16 protein-coding genes, 1 tRNA gene and 1 pseudogene are annotated in these 21,499 nt (G+C 54.2%); 16 read left to right on the top strand and 2 right to left on the bottom strand.

Annotated elements, in window-relative coordinates; genetic code table 11:
* Window positions 1-43: 43 nt before the first annotated feature.
* The gene (locus CFT68_RS04190; protein ID WP_088842157.1) at window positions 44-1,228 is read right to left on the bottom strand and encodes an AI-2E family transporter; all 1,185 of its coding nucleotides are present in this window, start codon (window positions 1,226-1,228) and stop codon (window positions 44-46) included.
* A 193-nt stretch (window positions 1,229-1,421) separates the two neighbouring features.
* Here CFT68_RS04190 and CFT68_RS04185 point away from each other — a divergent pair, with 193 nt between their 5' ends.
* From CFT68_RS04185 to CFT68_RS04135, 10 genes and pseudogenes are all read left to right on the top strand, one after another.
* Window positions 1,422-3,353, top strand: coding sequence for a DNA topoisomerase IV subunit B (locus CFT68_RS04185; RefSeq protein ID WP_088842156.1), 1,932 nt, complete (start codon window positions 1,422-1,424; stop codon window positions 3,351-3,353).
* A 166-nt stretch (window positions 3,354-3,519) separates the two neighbouring features.
* Window positions 3,520-6,480 (top strand): DNA gyrase/topoisomerase IV subunit A, encoded by a 2,961-nt coding sequence (locus CFT68_RS04180; RefSeq protein WP_088842155.1) that lies wholly within the window; start codon window positions 3,520-3,522, stop codon window positions 6,478-6,480.
* Between the two features lie 177 nt (window positions 6,481-6,657).
* Complete coding sequence (locus tag CFT68_RS04175; RefSeq protein WP_088842154.1) at window positions 6,658-7,533, top strand: tetratricopeptide repeat protein; 876 nt, start codon at window positions 6,658-6,660, stop codon at window positions 7,531-7,533.
* A gap of 72 nt (window positions 7,534-7,605) precedes the next feature.
* Window positions 7,606-8,748: a tetratricopeptide repeat protein gene (locus CFT68_RS04170; RefSeq protein WP_088842153.1), complete on the top strand. Its 1,143-nt coding sequence runs from the start codon at window positions 7,606-7,608 to the stop codon at window positions 8,746-8,748.
* 210 nt (window positions 8,749-8,958) lie between these two features.
* Complete coding sequence (thrS, locus tag CFT68_RS04165; protein ID WP_088842152.1) at window positions 8,959-10,908, top strand: threonine--tRNA ligase; 1,950 nt, start codon at window positions 8,959-8,961, stop codon at window positions 10,906-10,908.
* Window positions 10,909-11,173: 265 nt separating this feature from the next.
* Window positions 11,174-11,731: pseudogene (gene infC / locus CFT68_RS04155) on the top strand (translation initiation factor IF-3); the annotation flags it as partial.
* Between the two features lie 182 nt (window positions 11,732-11,913).
* Window positions 11,914-12,108, top strand: coding sequence for a 50S ribosomal protein L35 (gene rpmI, locus CFT68_RS04150; protein ID WP_088842149.1), 195 nt, complete (start codon window positions 11,914-11,916; stop codon window positions 12,106-12,108).
* 146 nt (window positions 12,109-12,254) lie between these two features.
* Window positions 12,255-12,599 carry a 50S ribosomal protein L20 gene (rplT, locus tag CFT68_RS04145; RefSeq protein ID WP_088842148.1) on the top strand — a complete coding sequence of 115 codons (345 nt, stop codon included), beginning with the start codon at window positions 12,255-12,257 and terminating at the stop codon, window positions 12,597-12,599.
* A 375-nt stretch (window positions 12,600-12,974) separates the two neighbouring features.
* Entirely contained in the window at window positions 12,975-13,631 is a 657-nt protein-coding gene (locus CFT68_RS04140; protein WP_170934692.1) for a phosphatase PAP2 family protein, read from the top strand.
* 98 nt (window positions 13,632-13,729) lie between these two features.
* Window positions 13,730-14,143: an EamA family transporter gene (locus tag CFT68_RS04135; RefSeq protein WP_088842146.1), complete on the top strand. Its 414-nt coding sequence runs from the start codon at window positions 13,730-13,732 to the stop codon at window positions 14,141-14,143.
* A 155-nt stretch (window positions 14,144-14,298) separates the two neighbouring features.
* Here CFT68_RS04135 and CFT68_RS04130 read toward each other — a convergent pair.
* Window positions 14,299-14,372: transfer RNA gene (locus tag CFT68_RS04130), tRNA-Met, on the bottom strand.
* 135 nt (window positions 14,373-14,507) lie between these two features.
* On the opposite strand from CFT68_RS04130, the gene CFT68_RS04125 reads away from it, so the two are divergent.
* From CFT68_RS04125 to trxB, 6 genes are all read left to right on the top strand, one after another.
* On the top strand, window positions 14,508-14,921 hold the full coding sequence (locus tag CFT68_RS04125; protein WP_088842145.1) for an START-like domain-containing protein: 414 nt from the start codon (window positions 14,508-14,510) through the stop codon (window positions 14,919-14,921).
* A gap of 117 nt (window positions 14,922-15,038) precedes the next feature.
* The gene (locus CFT68_RS04120; RefSeq protein ID WP_088842144.1) at window positions 15,039-16,472 is read left to right on the top strand and encodes an LptF/LptG family permease; all 1,434 of its coding nucleotides are present in this window, start codon (window positions 15,039-15,041) and stop codon (window positions 16,470-16,472) included.
* 171 nt (window positions 16,473-16,643) lie between these two features.
* Window positions 16,644-16,919 carry a 30S ribosomal protein S15 gene (rpsO, locus tag CFT68_RS04115; protein ID WP_088842143.1) on the top strand — a complete coding sequence of 92 codons (276 nt, stop codon included), beginning with the start codon at window positions 16,644-16,646 and terminating at the stop codon, window positions 16,917-16,919.
* A gap of 192 nt (window positions 16,920-17,111) precedes the next feature.
* Window positions 17,112-19,271, top strand: coding sequence for a polyribonucleotide nucleotidyltransferase (pnp, locus tag CFT68_RS04110; RefSeq protein ID WP_088842142.1), 2,160 nt, complete (start codon window positions 17,112-17,114; stop codon window positions 19,269-19,271).
* Between the two features lie 136 nt (window positions 19,272-19,407).
* Window positions 19,408-20,271: a sigma-70 family RNA polymerase sigma factor gene (locus tag CFT68_RS04105; RefSeq protein ID WP_022823752.1), complete on the top strand. Its 864-nt coding sequence runs from the start codon at window positions 19,408-19,410 to the stop codon at window positions 20,269-20,271.
* Window positions 20,272-20,447: 176 nt separating this feature from the next.
* Window positions 20,448-21,395, top strand: a complete 948-nt coding sequence (gene trxB, locus CFT68_RS04100; RefSeq protein WP_088842141.1) for a thioredoxin-disulfide reductase — start codon at window positions 20,448-20,450, stop codon at window positions 21,393-21,395.
* Window positions 21,396-21,499: the final 104 nt, after the last annotated feature.

Genomic DNA, 21,499 nt, shown 5'->3' with positions numbered 1-21,499 from the left:
CATCGTGTGGAGCAGGGTTCCTTTACGTGGCCTGTAGGCCTATCTAAGCGGCCTTGCCAATAGCCCGGTTCCAGAGCTTTTGCAAGCCACCCGGTTGCTTGGTCTCGGGCTTGGTAGAGTCCTCGCCCTCGGCCGTATCTCCCAGCAGGAAACCCCAGGGCTCGGTAGTTTTGTTGGCATCCAGTACCACCTTAATTACGGCAATCAGCGGAATGCTGAGAATCATGCCAGGAGTGCCCCAGAGCTCGTTGCCCAGTATCAGGGCCAGGATGGCGGCCAGCGGATTGATGCTTACCTGTGAGCCGGTAATCATGGGCGTTATAAAGTTGCCTTCCAGAAACTGCACCACCACAAACACACCCACTACCAGAGAGGCCTGCAAAATGGAGCCCGTTTCAACCAGCGTAATAATGGCCGGGATGGTAGCCCCAATCATGATGCCGATATAGGGAATGACCGCCAGCACTGAAGCGAAGATGGCAAAGAAGACCGCAAACTTAACGCCCAGCGCCACTAGGCCTATACCGTTCAGAATAGCCACAATGATGATAACCTTAAACAACCCCGAGATGTAGGCTTGTACTACCGTCTGGATATTATCGACGGTGTGCAGCACGGCCGTGCGCTTATCCGGAGCCACAAAACGGAACATGAACTGCCGCAGATGGTCGCGGTAGAACAACAAGCAGAAGATGTAAATCAGTACCTGCGCCAGGTTGCTCAGCACTGCCGAAGTGGTGTTGAGCGTGGTACCCAGGTAGGTACCCCCCGACTTCTTCAGGGCCTTCATCGTGGTGTCTTTTACGTCGGCAATACTCATGGGCTGGTACCCAAACTTGGTATGCGCCCAGGCCTGTGCCTCATTGAAAAACTCCATCAGCTTATCCTGCAGCTTGGGTATTTCCGATTGAAACTGCGCTAGCTGGGATCCAAACCCGAAGATGATACCGGCAAACACCAGCAGCACCAGCAGCAGGCACAGAATAATGGCAAGCACGCGCGGAACCTTGCGCAGTTCCAGCCACCGGCAAATGGGCAGCAGCAGCAGCGTAAAGAGCGCCGAAAACAGCAGTGGCAGCAGGATGTCGTCTAATTCCTTAAGGGAATATATCAACAGCACAGAGCCCAGCATGAAGAAGGCAAACTGAACAATAGGGGTTTGCTTGACGGTAGAAGTGGGCTTGTGCCCGGAAGGGGGTAAGTGATGTTGACCAGCGGGGGGTAGCATTTGCTAAATAAATTGGGAAGATGAGAAGGGAGAGATGATTCTTTTGAAGTGTTTTAAGCCATTTTACGGGAACGAACAGCGCTTTTCGTAGGTTGAATACCCAGTAATTGCTAACTTGGATAGCGAAAGTAAAGCGCGGAAAAGGTCAATTTTCTGCGTTATTTTACCTCAAATATGATTTCTGGTTTTCCTGATGGCTGAAGAACAAGTACCCACCGCAACCCCCGACCACGGCTATAACGAAGACAGTATCCGTTCACTGGACTGGCGGGAGCACATCCGGCTGCGGCCGGGCATGTACATTGGCAAGCTCGGCGACGGCTCCAGCTATGATGATGGCATTTATGTGCTGGTAAAGGAAGTCATTGACAACTCCATTGACGAGCACGTGATGGGCCACGGCCGTACTATCGACGTGAAAATCTCTGACCAGCGCGTGCAAGTACGCGACTACGGACGGGGAATTCCGCTGGGCAAAGTAGTGGAAGTGGTCAGTAAGATTAATACGGGCGGCAAGTATGACTCCAAAGTATTTCAGAAATCTGTTGGCTTAAACGGCGTCGGCACGAAGGCGGTTAACGCACTCAGCAATTACTTTCTGGTGCAGAGCGTCCGGGAGGGCCTGATGAAGTCAGCGGAGTTCTCGCAGGGCGTGCTAACGAGCGACCCTAAGCCCCAGAAAACCAGTCAGCGCAACGGTACGCTCTTCACGTTCCAGCCCGACGACTCCATTTTCCGCAACTACCGCTTCATCCCGGAGTACCTGGAAAACCAGATCTGGAACTACGTGTACCTGAACGCGGGGCTCACCATCAACTTCAACGGCCAGAAGTACTACTCCGAGAATGGCCTGCTGGATTTGTTGGCCCGCAAGGCCGACCCTGAGAGCCTGCGCTATCCCATCATTCACCTCAAAGGCGAGGATATTGAGCTGGCTTTAACGCACGGCAACGACTACGGCGAGGAATATTATTCCTTCGTGAACGGGCAGTACACCACGCAGGGTGGTACCCATCTGGCCGCCTTTCGGGAGGCCGTGGTGAAGACGGTGCAGGAGTTTTTTGCCAAAACCAACAAAACCAAGAAGTACGAAGCTTCTGATATCCGGGCCTCCATTATCGCCGCCATCTCGGTACGGGTGCAGGAGCCGGTGTTCGAAAGCCAGACCAAGACCAAGCTGGGCAGCATTAATATGGGTCCTGATGGCCCTACCGTGCGGGGCTTCGTGCTGGACTTTATAAAGGAGCAGCTCGACAACTACCTGCACAAAAACCCGCATGTCGCGGAGGCACTTAAAAAGCGCATCGACCAGAGCGAGCGGGAACGCACGGATATGGCCGGCGTGAAGAAGCTGGCCAACCAGCGCGCCAAAAAAGCCAACCTGCACAACCGCAAGCTCCGCGACTGCCGCTTCCACCTCGGGGAAGGCAAGCAGGAAGCCGAAGCTCTAACCACGCTGTTCATTACGGAAGGTGACTCGGCTTCGGGTTCCATCACGAAAAGCCGCAACGTGGAGACGGAAGCCGTCTTCTCGCTTCGGGGTAAGCCGCTGAACTGCTTCGGGCTGAAGAAGAAGATTGTATATGAGAACGAGGAGCTGAACCTGCTTCAGCACGCCCTCAACATTGAGGAAGGCATTGAAGGCTTGCGCTACAACCGCGTGGTTATTGCCACCGATGCCGACGTGGATGGGATGCACATCCGGCTGCTGTTGCTCACTTTTTTCCTGCAGTTCTTCCCCGATCTGGTCCGGAATGGGCACGTGTTTATTCTGGAAACGCCGCTTTTCCGCGTCCGTAACAAGAAAACGACCATTTACTGCTACAACGAGCAGGAAAAGCAACATGCTATGCGCCAGCTGGGCCGCAACCCCGAGGTTACGCGCTTTAAAGGGCTGGGCGAGATTTCGCCGGATGAATTCGGTAAATTCATCGGCGACAACATTAAGCTGGAACCGGTTATCCTGCAGTCCGACCGCTCCATTCAGCAGGTTCTGACCTACTATATGGGCAAAAACACGCCAGCCCGTCAGGAATTTATCATCGAGAACCTGCGTCTGGAAAAGGACCTGGTGACATCCGATGTGCTGCCCGTAGCGGAAGTGCCGGAAGAAGACCTGGCCTAGGCCTTTTTGGCTGCCAGCTACCCAGCATGTTGTGTGCTAATGTAGTAGCGTAGTAAGTGAAATTGCCTGGCAACTGGCCTAGCGCAAATAAACCTTCTGCTTTTCCTCGAAACAGAAGCAGGAGAGAGGTACAAGAACAATAACCGTGGCGCCAGCCACACCCCTCATGTCAGAAGAAACGAACCCCCAAGACCTCAACCCTGAAGAGCAGCCGAACCTATTCGGGGCCGGTGATTCCTTTGAGTTTGGGTCGGAGCCGGCGCAGGATCCGGCGGATGCGGCCAGCCCCACGGAGGAGCCCGCGCAATTTGTGGTCAGCGAAACCGGCGAGTTGCTGTTGTCAGAGTCGGGTGCCGACGTGGTAGCCGTAACGGAGCCCACGCCCGTAACCGAAGAAACGGAAGAGGAGCCTAAATTTGCGCCCGGCGAAACCATTCATGACGTAGCCACCGTGAACGGCATGTACCAGAACTGGTTTCTGGATTACGCCAGCTACGTGATTCTGGAGCGTGCCGTGCCCGCCATTGAGGACGGCCTCAAGCCGGTGCAGCGCCGCATTCTGCATGCTATGAAGGAAATGGACGATGGCCGCTTCAACAAAGTAGCCAACGTCATCGGGCAGACCATGCAGTACCACCCCCACGGCGACGCCTCCATCGGCGACGCTATGGTGAACCTGGGCCAGAAGGATCTGCTGATCGAAACCCAGGGCAACTGGGGTGACATCCGGACCGGCGACGGCGCGGCTGCCCCGCGTTATATTGAAGCCCGCCTGAGCAAGTTTGCTTTGGATGTGGTCTTCAACCCCGACATCACGGAGTGGCAGATGAGCTACGACGGCCGCAAGCGCGAGCCCACCACGCTGCCCGTCAAATTCCCGCTGCTGCTGGCCCAAGGCGTAGAAGGCATTGCCGTAGGCCTGTCTACGAAGATTATGCCCCACAACTTCCGCGAGTTGTGCAAGGCTAGTATTGATGTGCTGCGGGGCCGCGACATTCAACTGTTCCCCGACTTCCCGACGGGTGGCCTCTGCGACGTCTCGAACTATAACGGTGGCCTACGCGGCGCAAAAATACGCCTGCGCGCTACCATCGAGAAGGCGGATAAGACCATGCTCGTCATCCGGGACATTCCGTACGGCACCACCACCACGGCGCTGATGGAAAGCATCGTGAAGGCCTCGGAGGCGAATAAAATCAAGATCAAGAAGGTGGTCGATAACACGGCGGCGGCCGTCGAGATTCAGGTGCATCTGCCTACCGGCGTGAGCCCCGACCTCACGATGGACGCGCTGTACGCCTTCACCGACTGCGAAATCAGCATTTCGCCCAACACCTGCGTGATTATCGAGGATAAGCCGCGCTTTGTGGGAGTAGAGGATATGCTGCGCCTGAGCACCCAGAAAACTGTGCGCCTGCTGGAGCGCGAGCTGGAAATTCGTCAGGAGGAACTGCAGGAGAAGTGGCTTTCGGCTTCGCTGGAGAAGATTTTCATCGAGAACCGCATCTACCGCAAAATTGAGGAGTGCGAAACCTGGGAAGAGATTCTCGAAACGATTGACAGTGGCCTACGCAAGTTCGTGCGCATTGAAGGCGAGAAGCAAAAGGCCAACGACACGCGCATTGTGCTGCGCCGCACCATCACGGAGGACGATTTGACGCGCCTGACGGAAATCCGCATCAAGCGCATTTCGAAGTTCGATGGGTTCAAGGCCGAAGAGTTTATCCAGCGTCTGGAAGGTGAGCTGACGGAAGTAGCCGACCATTTGGCCAACCTCACGCGCTACGCCATCAACTACTTTGAAGGTCTGCTGAAGAGGTACGGCCAGAACAGAGAGCGTAAAACCCAACTGCGCACCTTTGATGTGGTAACGGCCCAAAAAGTGGCCGTGGCTAACCAGAAGCTCTACGTAAACTACGCCGATGGTTTCGTGGGCTATGGCCTCAAGAAAGACGAGAAGGCCGTGGAAGTCACCAGCTGCTCCGACCTGGACGACATCATAGCTATTCGTCGGGATGGTACGTTTACAGTGTCTAAAATCGCGGAAAAGACCTTCGTGGGCAAGGACATTCTACACGTAGGCGTCTATAATAAGAACGACGACCGGCTGGTGTACAATATGGTGTACTTGGATGGCGCCTCCGGTATCAGCTTTGCCAAGCGCTTCCTGGTCACGGGCATTACCCGCGACAAGGTGTATGACCTGACCAAAGGCACTAAAGGCACCAAAACGCTCTACCTGACGGCTAACCCCAATTCGGAATCGGAAATTGTAAACATCCAGCTCTCCGATAAGGCGGCCGCCCGGGTGAAGCAGTTTGACTTCGACTTTGCCGAGCTGTCCATTAAAGGCAAGGGGTCGATGGGCAACATCGTGACCAAGCAACCCATCAAGAAAATCACGCAAAAAAGCCTCGGCGACTCCACGCTGGGTGGGCGCGAAACGTTCTTCGATGAGGTTACCGGCCGCCTCAATACTACGGGCCACGGTCGTTACCTCGGCGCCTTCGATACTGACGACACGGTGCTGGTGGTGTACAAGGATGGCAGCTACGAGCTAAAAGCAGCAGATCCGGCGCACCACTTTGATCTGCCCAACATAGTGCTGTTGCGCAAGCTGGAGGCCGACACGGTACTTAGCGCCGTGTACGCGGAAGGTGACACGAAGATGCATTACATTAAGCGGTTTAAGATTGAAACCAGCAAGCTGGAAAACCGCTTTGTATTCATCTCAGAATCGAAAGGCTCGAAGTTGCTGGTGGTTACCGCGAACCCTGAGCCGCAGGTAGAAGTGCAGCTCCAGCGCGACAAAAAGGCTGATAAGGAAACCGAGAAAATCCAGCTCCACGAGTTTATTGACGTGAAAGGGTGGAAGGCGATGGGCAACAAGCTCAACTACTTCAAAATCCATTCTGTGGTGTTGCTCACGGATGAAGGCCCCGAGCCGCAGCGCCGCGAAGGCAAGAAAAAATCCGGCCCAGCCACCATTCCGCGCGCCGGGAGTGCAGCTGCTCCTGATGAAACGCCCATGCCTGAGCACACCGGCGACGTGGAGATATCAGCCGCCGACGTAGCCCAGGCTCAGGCAGTACTGAAAACTCCCAAGTCGCAGCTGAAGCTGTTTTAAGCAAAAAAGCCCCACTCAACAACCAGGAGTGGGGCTTTTTTTGTCCGGGGTTCAAAAGCAGCATCAGTAGTGGCCTAGAGTCAGGAGCGTATTCTTGCACTCCCGCCTACGCTATCAGTCTGCTACCTGCTGGTTCCTTCACGGAAAACCAGCAGATTTGCAGGGTTAAAATCTTCCATGCTTCGTTTGTTTCGTTTAGCTGTCCTGTTTCTAAGCCTATGGCTGCCGCTTGTATGTCTGCCGGAAGCAGCCGCGCAAGTAAGTGCGGCAGCTGAGAAGGCTGCTAGGCCACTTGCTGATCCGGTCATTCGGCAGTTGATGACAGACGCCAAAACGCTGCAGGAGCAATACCACGAGTCGGAGGCCTTGGCCAAGTATGAGCAGGTGCTGGCTAAAGCTCCCGCCACTTACGATGCGCTGTGGCAGGCGGCTGTGCTGAGTGTGCGCATAGGAGCCCGTTATACCGATGAAACCCGCAAGGCTGCCTACTTTTCGGCGGCTCGGCTCTACGCCAACCGGGCCCTAGTAGTGCAGCCCACGGAAGGAGAGGGCCATTATGCTGAAGCTTTAGCGCTTTCCAACCAAGCTACGCTGCTGGCTTCCCGGGGGCGGCTACTGGCCTACCGCGAAATGAAGCCGCACGTGTTTATGGCTGTGGCCCGCCGCCCCGATTGGGCCGATGCCTGGCAGCTACTAGGCCGGTGGCACTACCGCGTAGACCACTACAATTTGCTGGAGCGGGTATTCAGCCGACTGTTCCTGGGAGGAACGCCCAGTGGCGCCGGCACCCGCAAAGCAATTGATGCGCTGGTGCGGGCGCACGAGCTGGCTCCGCAGCGCATTGAGTTTTGCTACGATCTGGCTCGGGTGTACTTAAACCAGGGTCAGCGAAGCCGCGCTGTTGCGGTGCTGCAGGAAGCCATTAACCTCACCCCGGTTACGGCCGAAGAATTGGAAACCAGCCGGCGTTGCCGGCGGCTGCTGGAGCAGCTCAATCGGCAGCTTCGGCGCCAGCTTCAGCGCCATATACGCTTGAAACGAGAGCATAATTAGCCTAGGCATTGAACCTGCATAAGGGGCTTTGTCGGTGGGTAGGCCAGTTTAGGTGCGTATCTTTGGCGTCTGATGCAGTACACGAAACATTCTTCTTGGGCTATTATCAAGTGCCTAGGGCTGCTTTTGGCCCTGGCGGGCATGCTGGCGGGCTGCGGGAAAAGTGCCCCCGCTCAGCAGCGGGAAGTGATGGTGAACTTAAAAACCGTGCAGAGCGGGCCCAAAATTCAGGCCACTGAGCTGGAAGGAGCTATAGCGCGCCAGCCGCGCAATGCCTCGCTGTATGCCCGGCGCGCCGCTTTCAGACTGGAAGCCGGCTTAGTCCCCGCGGCTCTGCAGGATATCAACCGAGCGTTGGAACTCGACGACAGCCCGGCTGAATTCTATTTCACCAAAGCCCGCGCGCTGCGTGCGCAAGGCCAGCTCAAATCGGCGCTGGAGGCCGCGGAGGAAGCATCGCGCCGGGGCTTTACCTCCCCCGATTTGAATTTGCTGGTAGGGGAAACCCACTTGGCCGAGCGTCGGTACCAGGATGCGCTAGACCAGATGGACCGCGCCTTGCAGCAGGAGCCCGATCATGCTGCCGCACTGTTCTACAAAGGGGTGGCCTACATTGGTCTGCAGGATACTTTGCAAGCCCTGGATTACCTGCGCGCCAGTCTCTCCCGAGATCCTCGACAGCCGGAAACTCTGCATCAGCTGGCTTTTATATCCAATGCGTTTCGGCAACCGGCAAATGCTGCTCGGTATGCGGCCAGGGGCCTCAAGTTAGCTCCCACGTATGGGCCGCTCTGGTATGATTACGGCCGACAATTTGAGCTTCAGAACCAGCCGGATAGCGCCGTGCGCGTATATGCCCACACCGTGCAGCTAGATACCACTTTTTACCGCGCAGATTACCGGTTGGCGTTAGTGGCCTACAAAAACCATAAGTACGCCGAGGCTATTCCGCACCTGCAGCGCGCTCTGCGTCGGGCGCCACGCCTGGCCGGCGGGCGGCAGATGCTGGCGGAAAGCTATGAGAGCCTAGCACGTTACCCAGAGGCCGCAGATCAATATCGGCAGCTGGTAGCAGAAAACCCGGGAAACCGCCATTGGAGTTACAAAGCCTGGAAGATCGGCAACCGGGCCAAGGGAATCATCGTCGATGAAACTCCCCGCCGGGCCGTAGAGCCGATTGAGCCCATCTCAGCACAGCGCCCGCTCGGTTTATAGGCCTGCACGCATAATCCGGAGCCTGGGACTTTATTTGTGTAAACCGGCGTTTGTAGCTACGGCCGTTACCTGTTGTTTGTGCCTAGGCCTGCTAATCGATGAGCTGGCCGCTAAAGGTGCTTATCGAGCGCTAAAAGCAGGAAACCCAAAACTAACCTCTAACTTGCGGGCTAACGCTGTTTGTAAAGCTAAAACCCACTTTTTTCTCTAATGATTGATATAACGCTCCCCGACGGCTCCGTGCGCCAGTTTGTAGATGGCGCCACGGGCTATGACGTTGCCGCCAGCATAAGTGAGGGCCTTGCCCGTAATGCGCTGGGCGTCCGCGTGAATGGTGAGGTGCGCGACCTGCACCGCCCCATTGAACAGAATGCTGATGTAGCTATCCTGACCTGGAATGATCAGGAAGGCAAATCGACATTCTGGCACTCGTCGGCTCACCTGATGGCCGAAGCCCTGGAAGACCTGTATCCGGGCGTGAAGCTTGGCATTGGCCCCAGCATCGAGAACGGTTTCTACTATGACATTGATCTAGGCGAAGGCCGCTCGATTTCGACGGATGAATTCCCGAAGATCGAGGCCAAAATGCTGGAGCTGGCCAAGAAGAAAAGCCAATACCTGCGCCGCGATGTATCGAAGGCTGATGCCATTGCATACTTCACTGAGAAAGGGGACGAGTACAAGCTCGATCTGCTGGACCGGCTGGAGGATGGTACTATCACGTTCTACACGCAAGGCGAGTTTACGGACTTGTGCCGTGGGCCACACATCCCCGATACGTCGCCCATCAAAGCCATCAAGCTGCTGAACGTAGCCGGAGCCTACTGGCGCGGCGATGAGAAGAATAAGCAGCTCACGCGCATCTACGGCATCACATTCCCTAAAGCAAAAGAGCTGACGGAGTACCTGGAGCGACTGGAAGAGGCGAAGCGCCGCGACCACCGCAAGCTGGGTAAGGAGTTGGAGCTATTTGCCTTCTCTGAAAAAGTAGGAGCGGGGCTGCCCTTGTGGCTGCCAAAAGGCACGCTGCTACGTGAGCGGCTAGAGCAGTTTATGCGTCGTGCGCAGATGCGCGCTGGCTACCAACCCGTCGTGACGCCGCATATCGGTTCCAAGGAGCTCTACGTGACGTCGGGCCACTACGAGAAGTACGGCGCCGACTCGTTCCAGCCCATCAAGACGCCAAACCCGGGCGAGGAGTTCTTCCTCAAACCCATGAACTGCCCGCATCACTGCGAAATCTACAAGACCAAGCCCCGCTCTTACCGTGACCTGCCAGTTCGCCTGGCGGAGTTTGGTACGGTGTACCGCTATGAGCAGTCGGGTGAGTTGCACGGCCTGACGCGCGTACGCGGCTTTACCCAGGACGATGCGCATATTTTCTGCCGTCCCGACCAGGTAAAGGAAGAGTTTACGAAGGTAATTGACCTGGTTCTGTACGTGTTCCGGGCCCTGGGCTTCGAAGACTACACCGCCCAGATTTCCCTTCGTGATCCTGAAAATAAAGCCAAGTATATCGGCAGCGACGAGAACTGGCACCTGGCCGAAACGGCTATTCAGGAAGCTGCCGCCGAGAAAGGCCTACGCACGGTTACGGAACTGGGCGAAGCTGCCTTCTACGGCCCCAAGCTCGACTTTATGGTCCGCGACGCCATCGGCCGTAAATGGCAGCTGGGTACTATCCAGGTAGACTATAACCTGCCTGAGCGCTTCGAACTGGAATACGTTGCTTCTGACAACTCCCGTCAGCGCCCCGTGATGTTGCACCGTGCGCCTTTTGGCTCGTTGGAGCGCTTTGTGGCCGTGCTCATTGAGCACTGTGGCGGCAATTTCCCACTGTGGCTGTCGCCTGAGCAGTTTGCGGTACTACCCATTTCGGAGAAATACCAGGATTACGCCCAGCAGGTCTACGACCGTTTGGTGCAAGCCGAGCTCCGTGGCACTGTAGACCACCGCGACGAGAAAATCGGCCGCAAAATCCGCGACGCCGAGATGTCGAAAGTGCCCTATATGCTGATTGTAGGGGAGAAGGAGCAGGAAAACGGCATTGTATCTGTGCGCAAGCACGGGGAAGGTGACGTTGGATCTGTGCCCTTGGATGCCTTCATTCAAAGCTTCCAGACTCAGGTAAATGACCTGATGGATGGAAAGACTCTCTAATATTTAGCGGTCATCTGGCCTACAATGACGACCTTGCCCTGCAGAAAGCCGTACCTACGGCTACTATCAAGTAGGACGAGGTCGTCCGTTGGCCATATCGATCTGGACTTTAACATGTGCTCAAGGCAATATTTACTAGCGCCTTTTTGAGTGTTTGGAAAAAATGCCGGATATTTGCCCGCTGAATGAACGGATTTAAGCTGATGCATGTCAACTTAAATCCTAGTAACCTGACTTTTTAGCTCACCTTTTAAGGAGAACAGCCATAGCTACCCCTAACCGCCGCTACATTCCTCGCGCTCAAGTAGAGGAGCCGTTTAAGATCAACCAAAAGATTACGGCCCGTGAGGTGCGCCTGGTCGGTGAAAACATCGAGCAAGGCATCTACCCCGTTGAGCAGGCCCGCCGCATGGCCCAGGAGCAAAACCTCGACCTCGTTGAGATTTCGCCCACCGCTGTGCCGCCCGTTTGCCGCGTTATCGACTACTCGAAATTCAAGTACGAGCAGAAGAAAAAAACGCGCGAACTGAAAGCCAAGCAGACGAAAGTTGTCATCAAAGAAATCCGTTTCGGTCCGAACACCGATGACCACGATTTCGCTTTCAAGCTGAAGCATGCGCAGGAGTTCCTGCGTGAAGGAGCTAAAATCAAGGCATACGTACACTTCGTAGGCCGTAGCATTGTCTTCAAAGAGCGGGGTGAAATCCTGTTGCTCAAATTTGCTCAGGCCCTTGAGGATCTGGCCAAAGTAGAGCAACTGCCCAAGCTGGAAGGCAAGCGCATGTTCTTGTACTTGGCTCCCAAGGCTATTGCTCCTGTAAAGCCTGTAAAGCCTGCTGCTCCTAAGGAAGCAGGTAAGGAGGCTCCCAAGGAACCCAAGCCAGCCCCTCAGCCTGCTGACAACGCAGCCGAATAGCTTACCCGCGGCTTTGCCGCACTTTTCCGCTGGCGCACCGGCCCTAGGCAGCCGACCGCCGCAGTTTTTCACCCTTTTATTTCACCACAATGCCGAAAATGAAGACCAAGTCCGGCGCTAAGAAGCGTTTCTCGCTGACCGGCACGGGCAAAATCAAGCGTAAGCACGCCTTCAAGAGCCACATCTTGACCAAGAAAACCACCAAGCAGAAGCGTAACCTCACGCATGCTACCCTGGTTAGCTCGGCCGATATGAACCGCGTTAAAGACATGCTTAACATCTGATTTGATTTAAAGCTGCCTCTATAATCTATTGGAACCAGTAGGCTGATAGAAGCACTCTAAATGCAAGTCACAAATTTTCACCAGGCGTCCGGCTGAAACGAAAGATGCGGCAGTAGTCCGCCGCCGGCCGCCAAAAAAAACAGGTTATGCCAAGAAGCGTAAACCACGTGGCCTCCCGCCACCGTCGGAAAAAAGTAATGCGTTTGGCGAAAGGCTATTTCGGCCGTCGCAAAAACGTTTGGACCGTTGCCAAGAACGCCGTTGAGAAAGGCCTTCTCTATGCGTACCGTGACCGTAAAACCAAAAAGCGCGAGTTTCGTGCGCTCTGGATTCAGCGTATCAACGCTGGTGCCCGTGAGCATGGCCTATCTTACTCGCAGTTCATGGGTGGACTGAAAAAGGCTGGTATCGACCTGAACCGTAAAGTTCTGGCTGATCTCGCCCTGAACCATCCTGCTGCCTTCAAAGGCATCATCGAGAAAATCAAGTAAGCCTTTTTCTAGGCCACTTGCACCAAGAGCCTGACCTCACCGGTCAGGCTCTTTTGTGTTCAGCCATGTAACGCACAAGTGGCCTAGGAATTCGCTGCAAGGCTACTCTCATGCGCTGTGGATTACGTTGCCTATAAATATTAAGGCCCGAACATATCAAAACTGGCCTCCTCGCTACTTTCAATGAACAGCAAAATAGCCTTTATCACAGCCAGCGCCTTTTTGTGGTGTACCTCTTACATCCCCGCCTTGGCACAAGTCCCAACTGTGCCTACTGTACCGGCCGATACCACACACAAGTTTGAGAACCCTGCTGGAGTCTCCTCAGCTACAAAGTCGCCCTGGTACAAGGGAAAACTCGTTAGGGCTACCATCGTGCCTGCTGTTCTGATTGGCTATGGTGCCTATACATTCAATGGAGGCGGATTTTATACAAATCAGCAAGCCAACCGCGACATTCATAGGCTTTTTCCAACTTACCGCACCAAGCTCGATAATATCTTGATTATGGCTCCTTACGCCGAGTTGGGACTAGTGGCATTGGCTGGAGTAGAATCAAAGAATGATCGTATCAATGTTGGCCTTGTGATACTAAAAAGTGAGATTATGATGCTCACAACGGTGTATGCGGTGAAAAACCTCACACGGGAGACCCGCCCCGATGGCTCTGATAACCTCTCTTTCCCTTCGGGGCATACGGCGCAGGCTTTTCTGGCCGCCAGTATAGTCCACAACGAGTTTCGGGATAAAAGTCAATGGTATGGAATAGGAGCGTATACATTGGCCACCAGCGTAGCCGCTTTGCGCATGATTAATAGCAAGCATTGGCAGAGCGATGTTGTGGCCGGGGCGGGCATCGGCATCTTATCGGCGCACGTAGGCTACCTCACGCACCGCAACCGTTGGGGCCGCAAGCCTCGCCTGCCTCAGGGTATGAGCTTCAGTCCAACCTGGCAAACCGGCTATGCTATGGGCGGGCAAACTGGCCTAGGAGGTGTACCTAGCCTACGTTTTACGTGGCAGCCTAAATAAAGGGCCTGAAGTGTTGGCTTACAACCTAGCTGGCCACAAAAAGCACCAACTAAACAGCAGCTCCGTAGAAAGGTATTTCCCCTTTCTACGGAGCTGTTATGTGGTGGATGTATGCTTTGCTATCAGCACTTTTCGCGGCTTTAACCGCCGTTCTAGCTAAAATTGGAATCAAAGGAATTGACTCTAATCTGGCAACGGCTGTCCGAACTGTTGTGATTGTAGGCCTAGCCTGGGGCATAGTGTATTTCCGGGGTGGCCTAGCGGAGCTTCATACTCTTACCCCCACAAACCTTGTTTTCCTAGGCCTCTCGGGAGTGGCTACGGGGCTTTCCTGGATTTTCTACTTCAAGGCGCTGCAGCTTGGGAAAGTGTCGCAGGTGGCCCCCGTTGACAAACTCAGCGTCGCACTGGCTATTGTTTTGTCAGTAGTGTTTCTGGGAGAGAAATTGACGCTGCAGGCCGGAATAGGAGCAGGGTTAATTATTATCGGTACCCTTGTGCTTATTCTTTGAGGATATCAGGATCTGGATAGGCATTCAGGATATATCCCTCTCAGGCCATCCGGATACGCGTTGAGATATCTGGACCAGTCTTAGCAAACTACTCCGACCTGAAAATATTACGGAAAATAAAAAAGGCCTTCCTGCAATAGGAAGGCCTTTTCTTGTAGCGGGGACGAGAGTTGAACTCGTGACCTCAGGGTTATGAATCCTGTGCTCTAACCAACTGAGCTACCCCGCCCTGTTTTGGTGGTGCAAAGGTAGAGACAAGATTTGGGCAGATGCAAGTATTTGTGGGAAAAAAATCCCGTGTATATTGCTTCCGGACGGTAAGTTCCTGTGCTTCCGAGCCAATAAATATTACAAAGTTCTGCTTATGCCCCTTTCTGCTACTCGTCTCAAGCACCGTTTTACGGTTGAGTACCCCATTAATGCCTCCCCTAAAATCCTGTACCCGTATCTGGCGTCGGCTTCCGGTCTTTCGCAATGGTTTTGCCAGGATGTACGCATTGATGAAGACCACTGCTACAATTTCATATGGGATAATCAGCCGCACTTCGCTGAAATGAATTCCCACCGCACCAACCGTTCGGTCCGCTTTGTTTTCCTGGACCAGAACAAGCGCCACACTCCAGACGCAAACTATCTGGATTTTCTGCTGGAAGAGTCGCAACTGACGCAGGAAGTGTATCTGCGCATCATGGACTACTCGGAGGAGACGGACGATGTAGAACTGCAGGAAATGTGGGACAGCCTCATTCAAAAACTGCGGGAACAGGTAGGCGGCTAAGTCGGATATTTACCCAGGAAAAGGAGCACACGCGAAACGAGCCGTATCTTCGTTTCCCGTTTGCTCCTTTTTTGCGTTAGGTGCACGCCGAAGTAGAGGTTTGCAACCGATTTCCAGATGAAAAAACTAGATAAGCTTATTCTTAAGGCCTTCATTGGCCCATTTATGCTCACGTTTGCCGTGGTGGAGTTTATCTTCCTGATGCAGTTCATGATGAAGTACATGGACGATCTGGTGGGTAAGGACCTGGGCTTTGGGGTTATCCTGCAGCTGCTATTCTACTTCACCGTTCTGATTGTGCCCATATCGCTGCCGCTGGCCGTGCTGTTGTCTTCCCTAATGACTTTCGGCACGCTGGGTGAGCACCACGAGCTGACGGCCATCAAGACTTCCGGTATTTCTCTCACGCGCATTCTGCAGCCCGTACTCCTGGTTAGCTCGTTGCTGGCAGGAGGCGCTTTCTGGTTTAATAATACCATCGTGCCGATGGCTAACCTAGAGGCCTACAGCTTGTTGTGGGATGTGCGCCAGCAAAAGCTTGCCCTGGATATTCGCGAAGGTGTTTTCTACAACGGCATTCCCGGCTACACCATCAAGGTGAATGAGAAGCTGGGCGCCAATGGTGATTTGCTCAAGGGGGTGATGATTTATGACCATACCCAAAGCTCCGGCAATATGCGCGTAATTCTAGCCGACTCGGGGAGAATGTTTACGCGCTTCGGAGGGCAATACCTAGGCCTAGAGCTCTACCGTGGCCGCACCTACGTGGAGCAACCCGATGCCAATAACCGCTCCGGCGCCAGTTTCATCCGCCAGAATTTTAAGCGCAACCTAATTACGCTTTCTCTGGAATCCTTTGGCCTGGACCGCACAAAAAAGGAGCTGTTCAAGGAAAATAAAATGATGCTGAATCTGCAGCAGCTGCATCATACAACCGATTCCTTGCACTCCAGTCTTTTCAGGGAGCGTAAGCAGCTGGTGCAGCAGCTCAATCCTTACTATTCCTACATGCGGCTCGATACCACCGGCCAGGTAGCACTTCACAAGGTTGAAAATTGGCGGGTTCCTACCAAAAAGCTGGGGTCTGAGAGCTCTCAAATCATGCAGCAAGCCGCAAACCGAGCTCGTAATGTGCAGTCGTACCTCAGTACAAGTGCCGATCGGCTTAACAATAAGGCTAAGGATACCGCCAACTACCGAATTGAGATTTACCGCAAATTCACGCAGTCGGCCGCTATTTTGTTGATGTTTCTGATCGGGGCACCTTTGGGGGCCATTATCAAAAAAGGTGGCCTAGGAGTTCCTATCCTTATCTCAATCGTCTTCTTTATCGTGTACTACGTCATCTCCATCATGGGGGAGAAGTACGGCCGGGAAGTAATAATGCCGGTAGGCGTAGGCATGTGGATGGCCACGGCCATTCTGGCGCCCGTAGGCCTGTTCTTCCTCTACCAAGCCCGCCACGATTCCGGAATACTGGATGTAGACTGGGAGCGGTTTCGTCCGTCATGGTTGCGCTGGCCGCTACGGGGCTATAAGCGCACGGTATAGGCCTAGGCCAGTGCAGCAGGAGAGGGCCGCCAAGAAATGCTGCAAAAACTTCTAAGACTGGCCTAGCAGGTTCCTCCCAAAAAACCGTACCTTTGCGCCCACCCCAAGGTTTGGGGTGTTCAATTTTTCTTTTTTCATCTTAAATCCAGGACGGGGGAAACCTATCTGCCGATGAAACTCACTACCGAAGCAAAACAGGCTATTTTCGAGAAGAACAGCCTCCAGAAGACGTCTAACGACACTGGTTCCGCTGAATCGCAAATTGCACTGTTCACGCACCGCATCAACCACCTGACGGAGCACCTGAAGGTAAACAAGAAAGACTTCTCGACTCGTTTGGGTCTGCTGAAGCTCGTTGGTAAGCGTCGCCGCATGCTGGATTACCTGCAGCACCGCGAGATTAACCGCTACCGCGCCATCATCAAGGAGCTGGGTATTCGCAAGTAGCCCGCCTCGCTGGAGCAGGGAGCCTTCCAAACCGGAAGGTTCCCTGCTCTTTTTTTATCCGGGCAGTTTCTAGTTGCTAACGCCCTGAATCTGTACCTTTTCGCAGAAAGAACTTTTAGAGTAAAATAGACCTTTCCTAGGTCTGTTTTTTTGGCTGCTCGCCCGCTGTCGCTTTTTCAAGCAAACCATAAGATGCCCAACTACACCGCGGTTACCAAACACATTACCCTGCCTGATGGCCGGCAGATTTCCCTCGAAACCGGCAAGCTGGCCAAGTTCGCCGATGGCGCCGTGGTGGTGCGCCTTGGCGATGCCATGCTGCTCGCTACGGTCGTTTCGCAGCCCAGCTCCCGTGGCGACGTGGATTTCCTGCCGCTGTCGGTAGATTATCAGGAGAAATTTGGTGGTGCCGGCAATATTCCTGGCTCGTTCCAGCGTCGGGAAGGTCGCCTGTCCGACTACGAAATCTTGGTATGCCGCATCGTAGACCGCATCCTGCGCCCGATGTTCCCCAAGGATTATCATTACGAGGTGCAGGTGATGATTACCCTGATTTCGGCTGATAAAACGGTGCAGCCTGATGCGCTGGCCGCCCTGGCTGCTTCGGCTGCTCTGGCTATTTCTGATATTCCTTTTGCGGGTCCGATTTCGGAAGTACGCGTGGCTCGCATCGACGGCAAGCTGCAAATCAACCCCCTGACCGCTGACATTGCCCGCGCCGACATCGACCTGATTGTAGGCGCTACCGCTGATTCGGTAGCCATGGTAGAAGGCGAAATGAACGAAGTGAGCGAAGAGGAAATGGTAGAAGCCATTGCCTACGCTCATGAAGCCATCAAAGAACAAGTGCGCGTACAGCTGGAGCTGGCTGCTGAAGTGGAGAAATCCCATGTAAAGCGCGAGTATCCGAAGTACGAAGAAAACGACGACCTGAAGAAGCGCATTCACGAAGGTGTGTATGAGCACGCGTACAAAGTAGCGCAGTCGGGTAACACCAGCAAAGCCGGCCGCAAGGAAGGCTTCGGTGCCATCAAAAAGTCGTTGACGGAGAAACTGCTGGAAGAGCAGCCTGAGCTGGATATGAAAATGTTCGGCCGTTATTACTCTTCGGCTGAGAAGAAAGCTATCCGCGACATGATGATTAAGGAGCGTACCCGTCTCGACGGCCGCGCCCTGACCCAGATTCGCCCTATCTGGAGCGAAGTGAACTACCTGCCCGGTGCTCATGGCTCGGCCCTGTTCACCCGCGGCGAAACTCAGTCGTTGACCACGGTAGCTCTCGGTACTAAGCTCGATGAGCAGATTATCGATACGGCCATGACCTCAGGCTACAGCAAGTTCATGCTGCACTATAACTTCCCGGCCTTCTCGACCGGTGAAGTAAAGCCTAACCGCGGCCCCGGCCGCCGGGAAATTGGCCACGGCAACCTGGCCCTGCGCTCGTTGAAGAAGGTAATGCCTTCCGACGACGAAAACCCCTATACTATCCGCATTGTGTCGGACATCCTGGAGTCGAACGGCTCTTCGTCGATGGCTACGGTATGCGCTGGTTCGATGGCTCTCATGGATGCTGGTATTCCAGTACGCGCTGCCGTATCGGGTATTGCTATGGGGCTTGTGCAGGATAAAGAAACCGGCGAATACGCCGTGCTTTCAGATATTCTGGGCGACGAGGACCACCTCGGCGACATGGACTTCAAAGTAACCGGCACCGAAAAAGGTATCGTGGCTTGCCAGATGGACATCAAAATCCAGGGCTTGAGCAGCGAAATCATGACGGCCGCTCTGCACCAAGCTCGCGAAGGTCGTTTGCATATCCTGCGGGAGATGGCCAAGACTATCAGCCAGCCGGCTGCTGAGTTGAAGCCTCACACGCCCCGTTCGCACAAGATGCTCATCGATAAAGAGTTTATCGGTGCGGTAATCGGGCCAGGTGGCAAGGTGATTCAGCAGATCCAGAAGGATACTAACGCTACAGTTATCATCGAGGAGAAGGACGAGAAAGGGCACGTAAGCATCTACGCTTCCAATCAGGAAGATATGCAGGCCGCTATCGACCGGATTCAGGCAATTGCAGCCGTACCGGAAATTGGTGCTACCTACAAAGGCAAAGTGCGCAGCATTCAGCCCTATGGTGCTTTCGTAGAGATTATGCCGGGCAAAGATGGCCTGCTGCATATCTCCGAAGTTTCGCATGAGCGCCTCGCTGCGCTGGAAGGCGTACTGGAAGTAGGTCAGGAAATTGACGTGAAACTGCTGGATATCGACAAGAAAACCGGTAAGTACCGTCTCTCGCGGAAAGTGTTGCTGCCGAAACCGGAGCGCGCTGCCGACTCAAACGGCGCCGCATAGATAGAAGCTGCCGAACTTTCGCGGGTATCGGGGTGTTGCTCACAACTGACCCCGGTACCCGCGTTTGGGTATCCTTCGTATACCGGATCAACACGACGTTTCCAAGCATCAACAATTCAATTCTCTCGCGCCCGCAATGAGACAGCTAAAAATCAGCAAGCAGATTACCAACCGCGAAAGCCAGTCGCTGGATAAATACCTCCAGGAAATTGGCAAGGTCGATCTGCTAACCCCCGATGAGGAGGTAACGCTGGCGCAACGCATTAAGGAAGGTGACCAGCAGGCGCTGGAAAAACTGACCAAAGCCAACCTACGCTTCGTGGTGTCGGTGGCTAAGCAGTACCAGAACCAAGGCTTATCGCTGGGCGACTTGATCAATGAGGGCAACCTCGGCTTGATCAAAGCGGCTAAGCGCTTCGACGAAACCCGCGGCTTTAAGTTCATTTCTTACGCCGTATGGTGGATTCGCCAGTCCATTCTGCAAGCGCTAGCGGAACAATCGCGCATTGTGCGTCTGCCCCTAAACCGGGTAGGCTCATTGAACAAAATCAGCAAATCGTTCTCCGAGCTGGAGCAGAAATTCGAGCGTGAACCTTCGCCCGAAGAAATTGCCGAAGTATTGGAGCTGACTACTTCTGAAGTAGTTGATACCCTGAAAATCTCTGGCCGCCACGTATCCGTGGATGCTCCCTTCGTGCAAGGCGAGGAGAACCGCCTGCTCGACGTACTCGAAAATGAGGACGAAGAGTCGCCGGATACGGGCCTGATGAATGACTCGCTCCGTAAGGAAGTACAGCGCGCCTTAAGCACGCTCACGAAGCGCGAAGCCGATGTAATCACGCTCTATTTTGGCTTGAACGGCGAGCATTCCCTCACCCTTGAGGAGATTGGCGAGAAGTTCAACCTGACCCGTGAGCGGGTTCGTCAGATCAAGGAAAAGGCTATTCGCCGCTTGCGCCATACGTCGCGTAGCAAGGCCCTGAAGCCTTACCTGGGGTAATTTTTACCCACGATACCAAAAAACCCCGACCTTACCGTTGGGGTTTTTTGTTGTAAAGCAGTGGCCTAGAGGTATGCCGTTATTTCAGCGGACAAACCTCGCGCGGCAACTATTACCTTTGCACTCCCAATTCAACCTCTCATGGCGCAGGCTGTAGCGTGCGCTTTTTCACACTTATGGAGAACACCACCCCCAAACACATAAAGTGTTTGATTATCGGTTCTGGGCCAGCTGGCTATACAGCAGCTATTTATGCTGCGCGTGCTAATATGCAGCCCGTTATGTATCAGGGGTTGCAGCCCGGTGGGCAGCTGACGATTACGAATGACGTAGAGAATTTTCCGGGCTACCCTGACGGTATCATGGGGCCGGAAATGATGGAGGACCTGAAGAAGCAGGCGGCTCGTTTCGGCACTGATATCCGCTACGGTATCGCCACGGCCGTAGACTTTTCGGGCCATCCACACCGCGTAACAATTGATGAGCAGCTGGAGTTGACAGCGGACACCGTCATTATTGCAACTGGGGCTTCGGCCAAGTGGCTAGGCCTGCCCTCCGAGCAACGCCTAAATGGTTCGGGTGTGTCGGCCTGTGCCGTCTGCGACGGATTCTTTTACCGCGGCAAAGATGTCGTGATTGTAGGGGCTGGAGACACGGCCGCGGAGGAAGCTACGTATCTGGCCAACCTCTGCAACAAAGTGTACATGATTGTTCGCAAAGGAGAGATGCGGGCTTCTAAAATCATGCAGAAGCGCGTACTCGATAATCCCAAGATTGAGGTGCTCTGGAATACTGTGACCGACGAGATTCTAGGCGAGCACGCAGTAGAAGCGGTGCGCGTAAAAAATGTACTGACACACGAAACGCGCGACTTAGCCGTTGAGGGGTTCTTCGTAGCCATTGGTCACGAGCCGAACTCCAAGATTTTCCAGCCCTATCTGCACCATGATGAGCAGGGTTATCTGAAGACGTTGCCTGGTACAGCCAAAACGAATGTTGATGGTGTGTTTGCCTGCGGCGATGTGCAGGACTACACGTACCGTCAGGCGGTTACGGCGGCTGGCTCTGGCTGCATGGCTGCGCTGGACGCGGAGCGCTATCTGGCAGCTCTCGGAGACCATTAGATGAAATAGTGAGATAGTGAAATGGTGAACTAGCCGTTGCGGTTGCGCTAAATGTGCTAGTACCGCGTTAGTTCACCATTTCACTTCTTGCTACTTCACTATTT

Source organism: Hymenobacter gelipurpurascens, from assembly GCF_900187375.1.
Taxonomy (GTDB): Bacteria; Bacteroidota; Bacteroidia; order Cytophagales; family Hymenobacteraceae; genus Hymenobacter; species Hymenobacter gelipurpurascens.
Note: the sequence above shows the minus strand (reverse complement) of the source record. Positions and strands in the feature narration are given on the sequence as shown.

Excerpts from the sequence above, each read along its gene's own strand:
- CFT68_RS04190 (WP_088842157.1), bottom strand. The coding sequence starts at position 1,228 with ATGCTACCCCCCGCTGGTCAACATCACTTACCCCCTTCCGGGCACAAG.
- CFT68_RS04185 (WP_088842156.1), top strand. The coding sequence starts at position 1,422 with ATGGCTGAAGAACAAGTACCCACCGCAACCCCCGACCACGGCTATAAC.
- CFT68_RS04180 (WP_088842155.1), top strand. The coding sequence starts at position 3,520 with ATGTCAGAAGAAACGAACCCCCAAGACCTCAACCCTGAAGAGCAGCCG.
- CFT68_RS04175 (WP_088842154.1), top strand. The coding sequence starts at position 6,658 with ATGCTTCGTTTGTTTCGTTTAGCTGTCCTGTTTCTAAGCCTATGGCTG.
- CFT68_RS04170 (WP_088842153.1), top strand. The coding sequence starts at position 7,606 with ATGCAGTACACGAAACATTCTTCTTGGGCTATTATCAAGTGCCTAGGG.
- thrS (WP_088842152.1), top strand. The coding sequence starts at position 8,959 with ATGATTGATATAACGCTCCCCGACGGCTCCGTGCGCCAGTTTGTAGAT.
- rpmI (WP_088842149.1), top strand. The coding sequence starts at position 11,914 with ATGCCGAAAATGAAGACCAAGTCCGGCGCTAAGAAGCGTTTCTCGCTG.
- rplT (WP_088842148.1), top strand. The coding sequence starts at position 12,255 with ATGCCAAGAAGCGTAAACCACGTGGCCTCCCGCCACCGTCGGAAAAAA.
- CFT68_RS04135 (WP_088842146.1), top strand. The coding sequence starts at position 13,730 with ATGTGGTGGATGTATGCTTTGCTATCAGCACTTTTCGCGGCTTTAACC.
- CFT68_RS04125 (WP_088842145.1), top strand. The coding sequence starts at position 14,508 with ATGCCCCTTTCTGCTACTCGTCTCAAGCACCGTTTTACGGTTGAGTAC.
- CFT68_RS04120 (WP_088842144.1), top strand. The coding sequence starts at position 15,039 with ATGAAAAAACTAGATAAGCTTATTCTTAAGGCCTTCATTGGCCCATTT.
- rpsO (WP_088842143.1), top strand. The coding sequence starts at position 16,644 with ATGAAACTCACTACCGAAGCAAAACAGGCTATTTTCGAGAAGAACAGC.
- pnp (WP_088842142.1), top strand. The coding sequence starts at position 17,112 with ATGCCCAACTACACCGCGGTTACCAAACACATTACCCTGCCTGATGGC.
- CFT68_RS04105 (WP_022823752.1), top strand. The coding sequence starts at position 19,408 with ATGAGACAGCTAAAAATCAGCAAGCAGATTACCAACCGCGAAAGCCAG.
- trxB (WP_088842141.1), top strand. The coding sequence starts at position 20,448 with ATGGAGAACACCACCCCCAAACACATAAAGTGTTTGATTATCGGTTCT.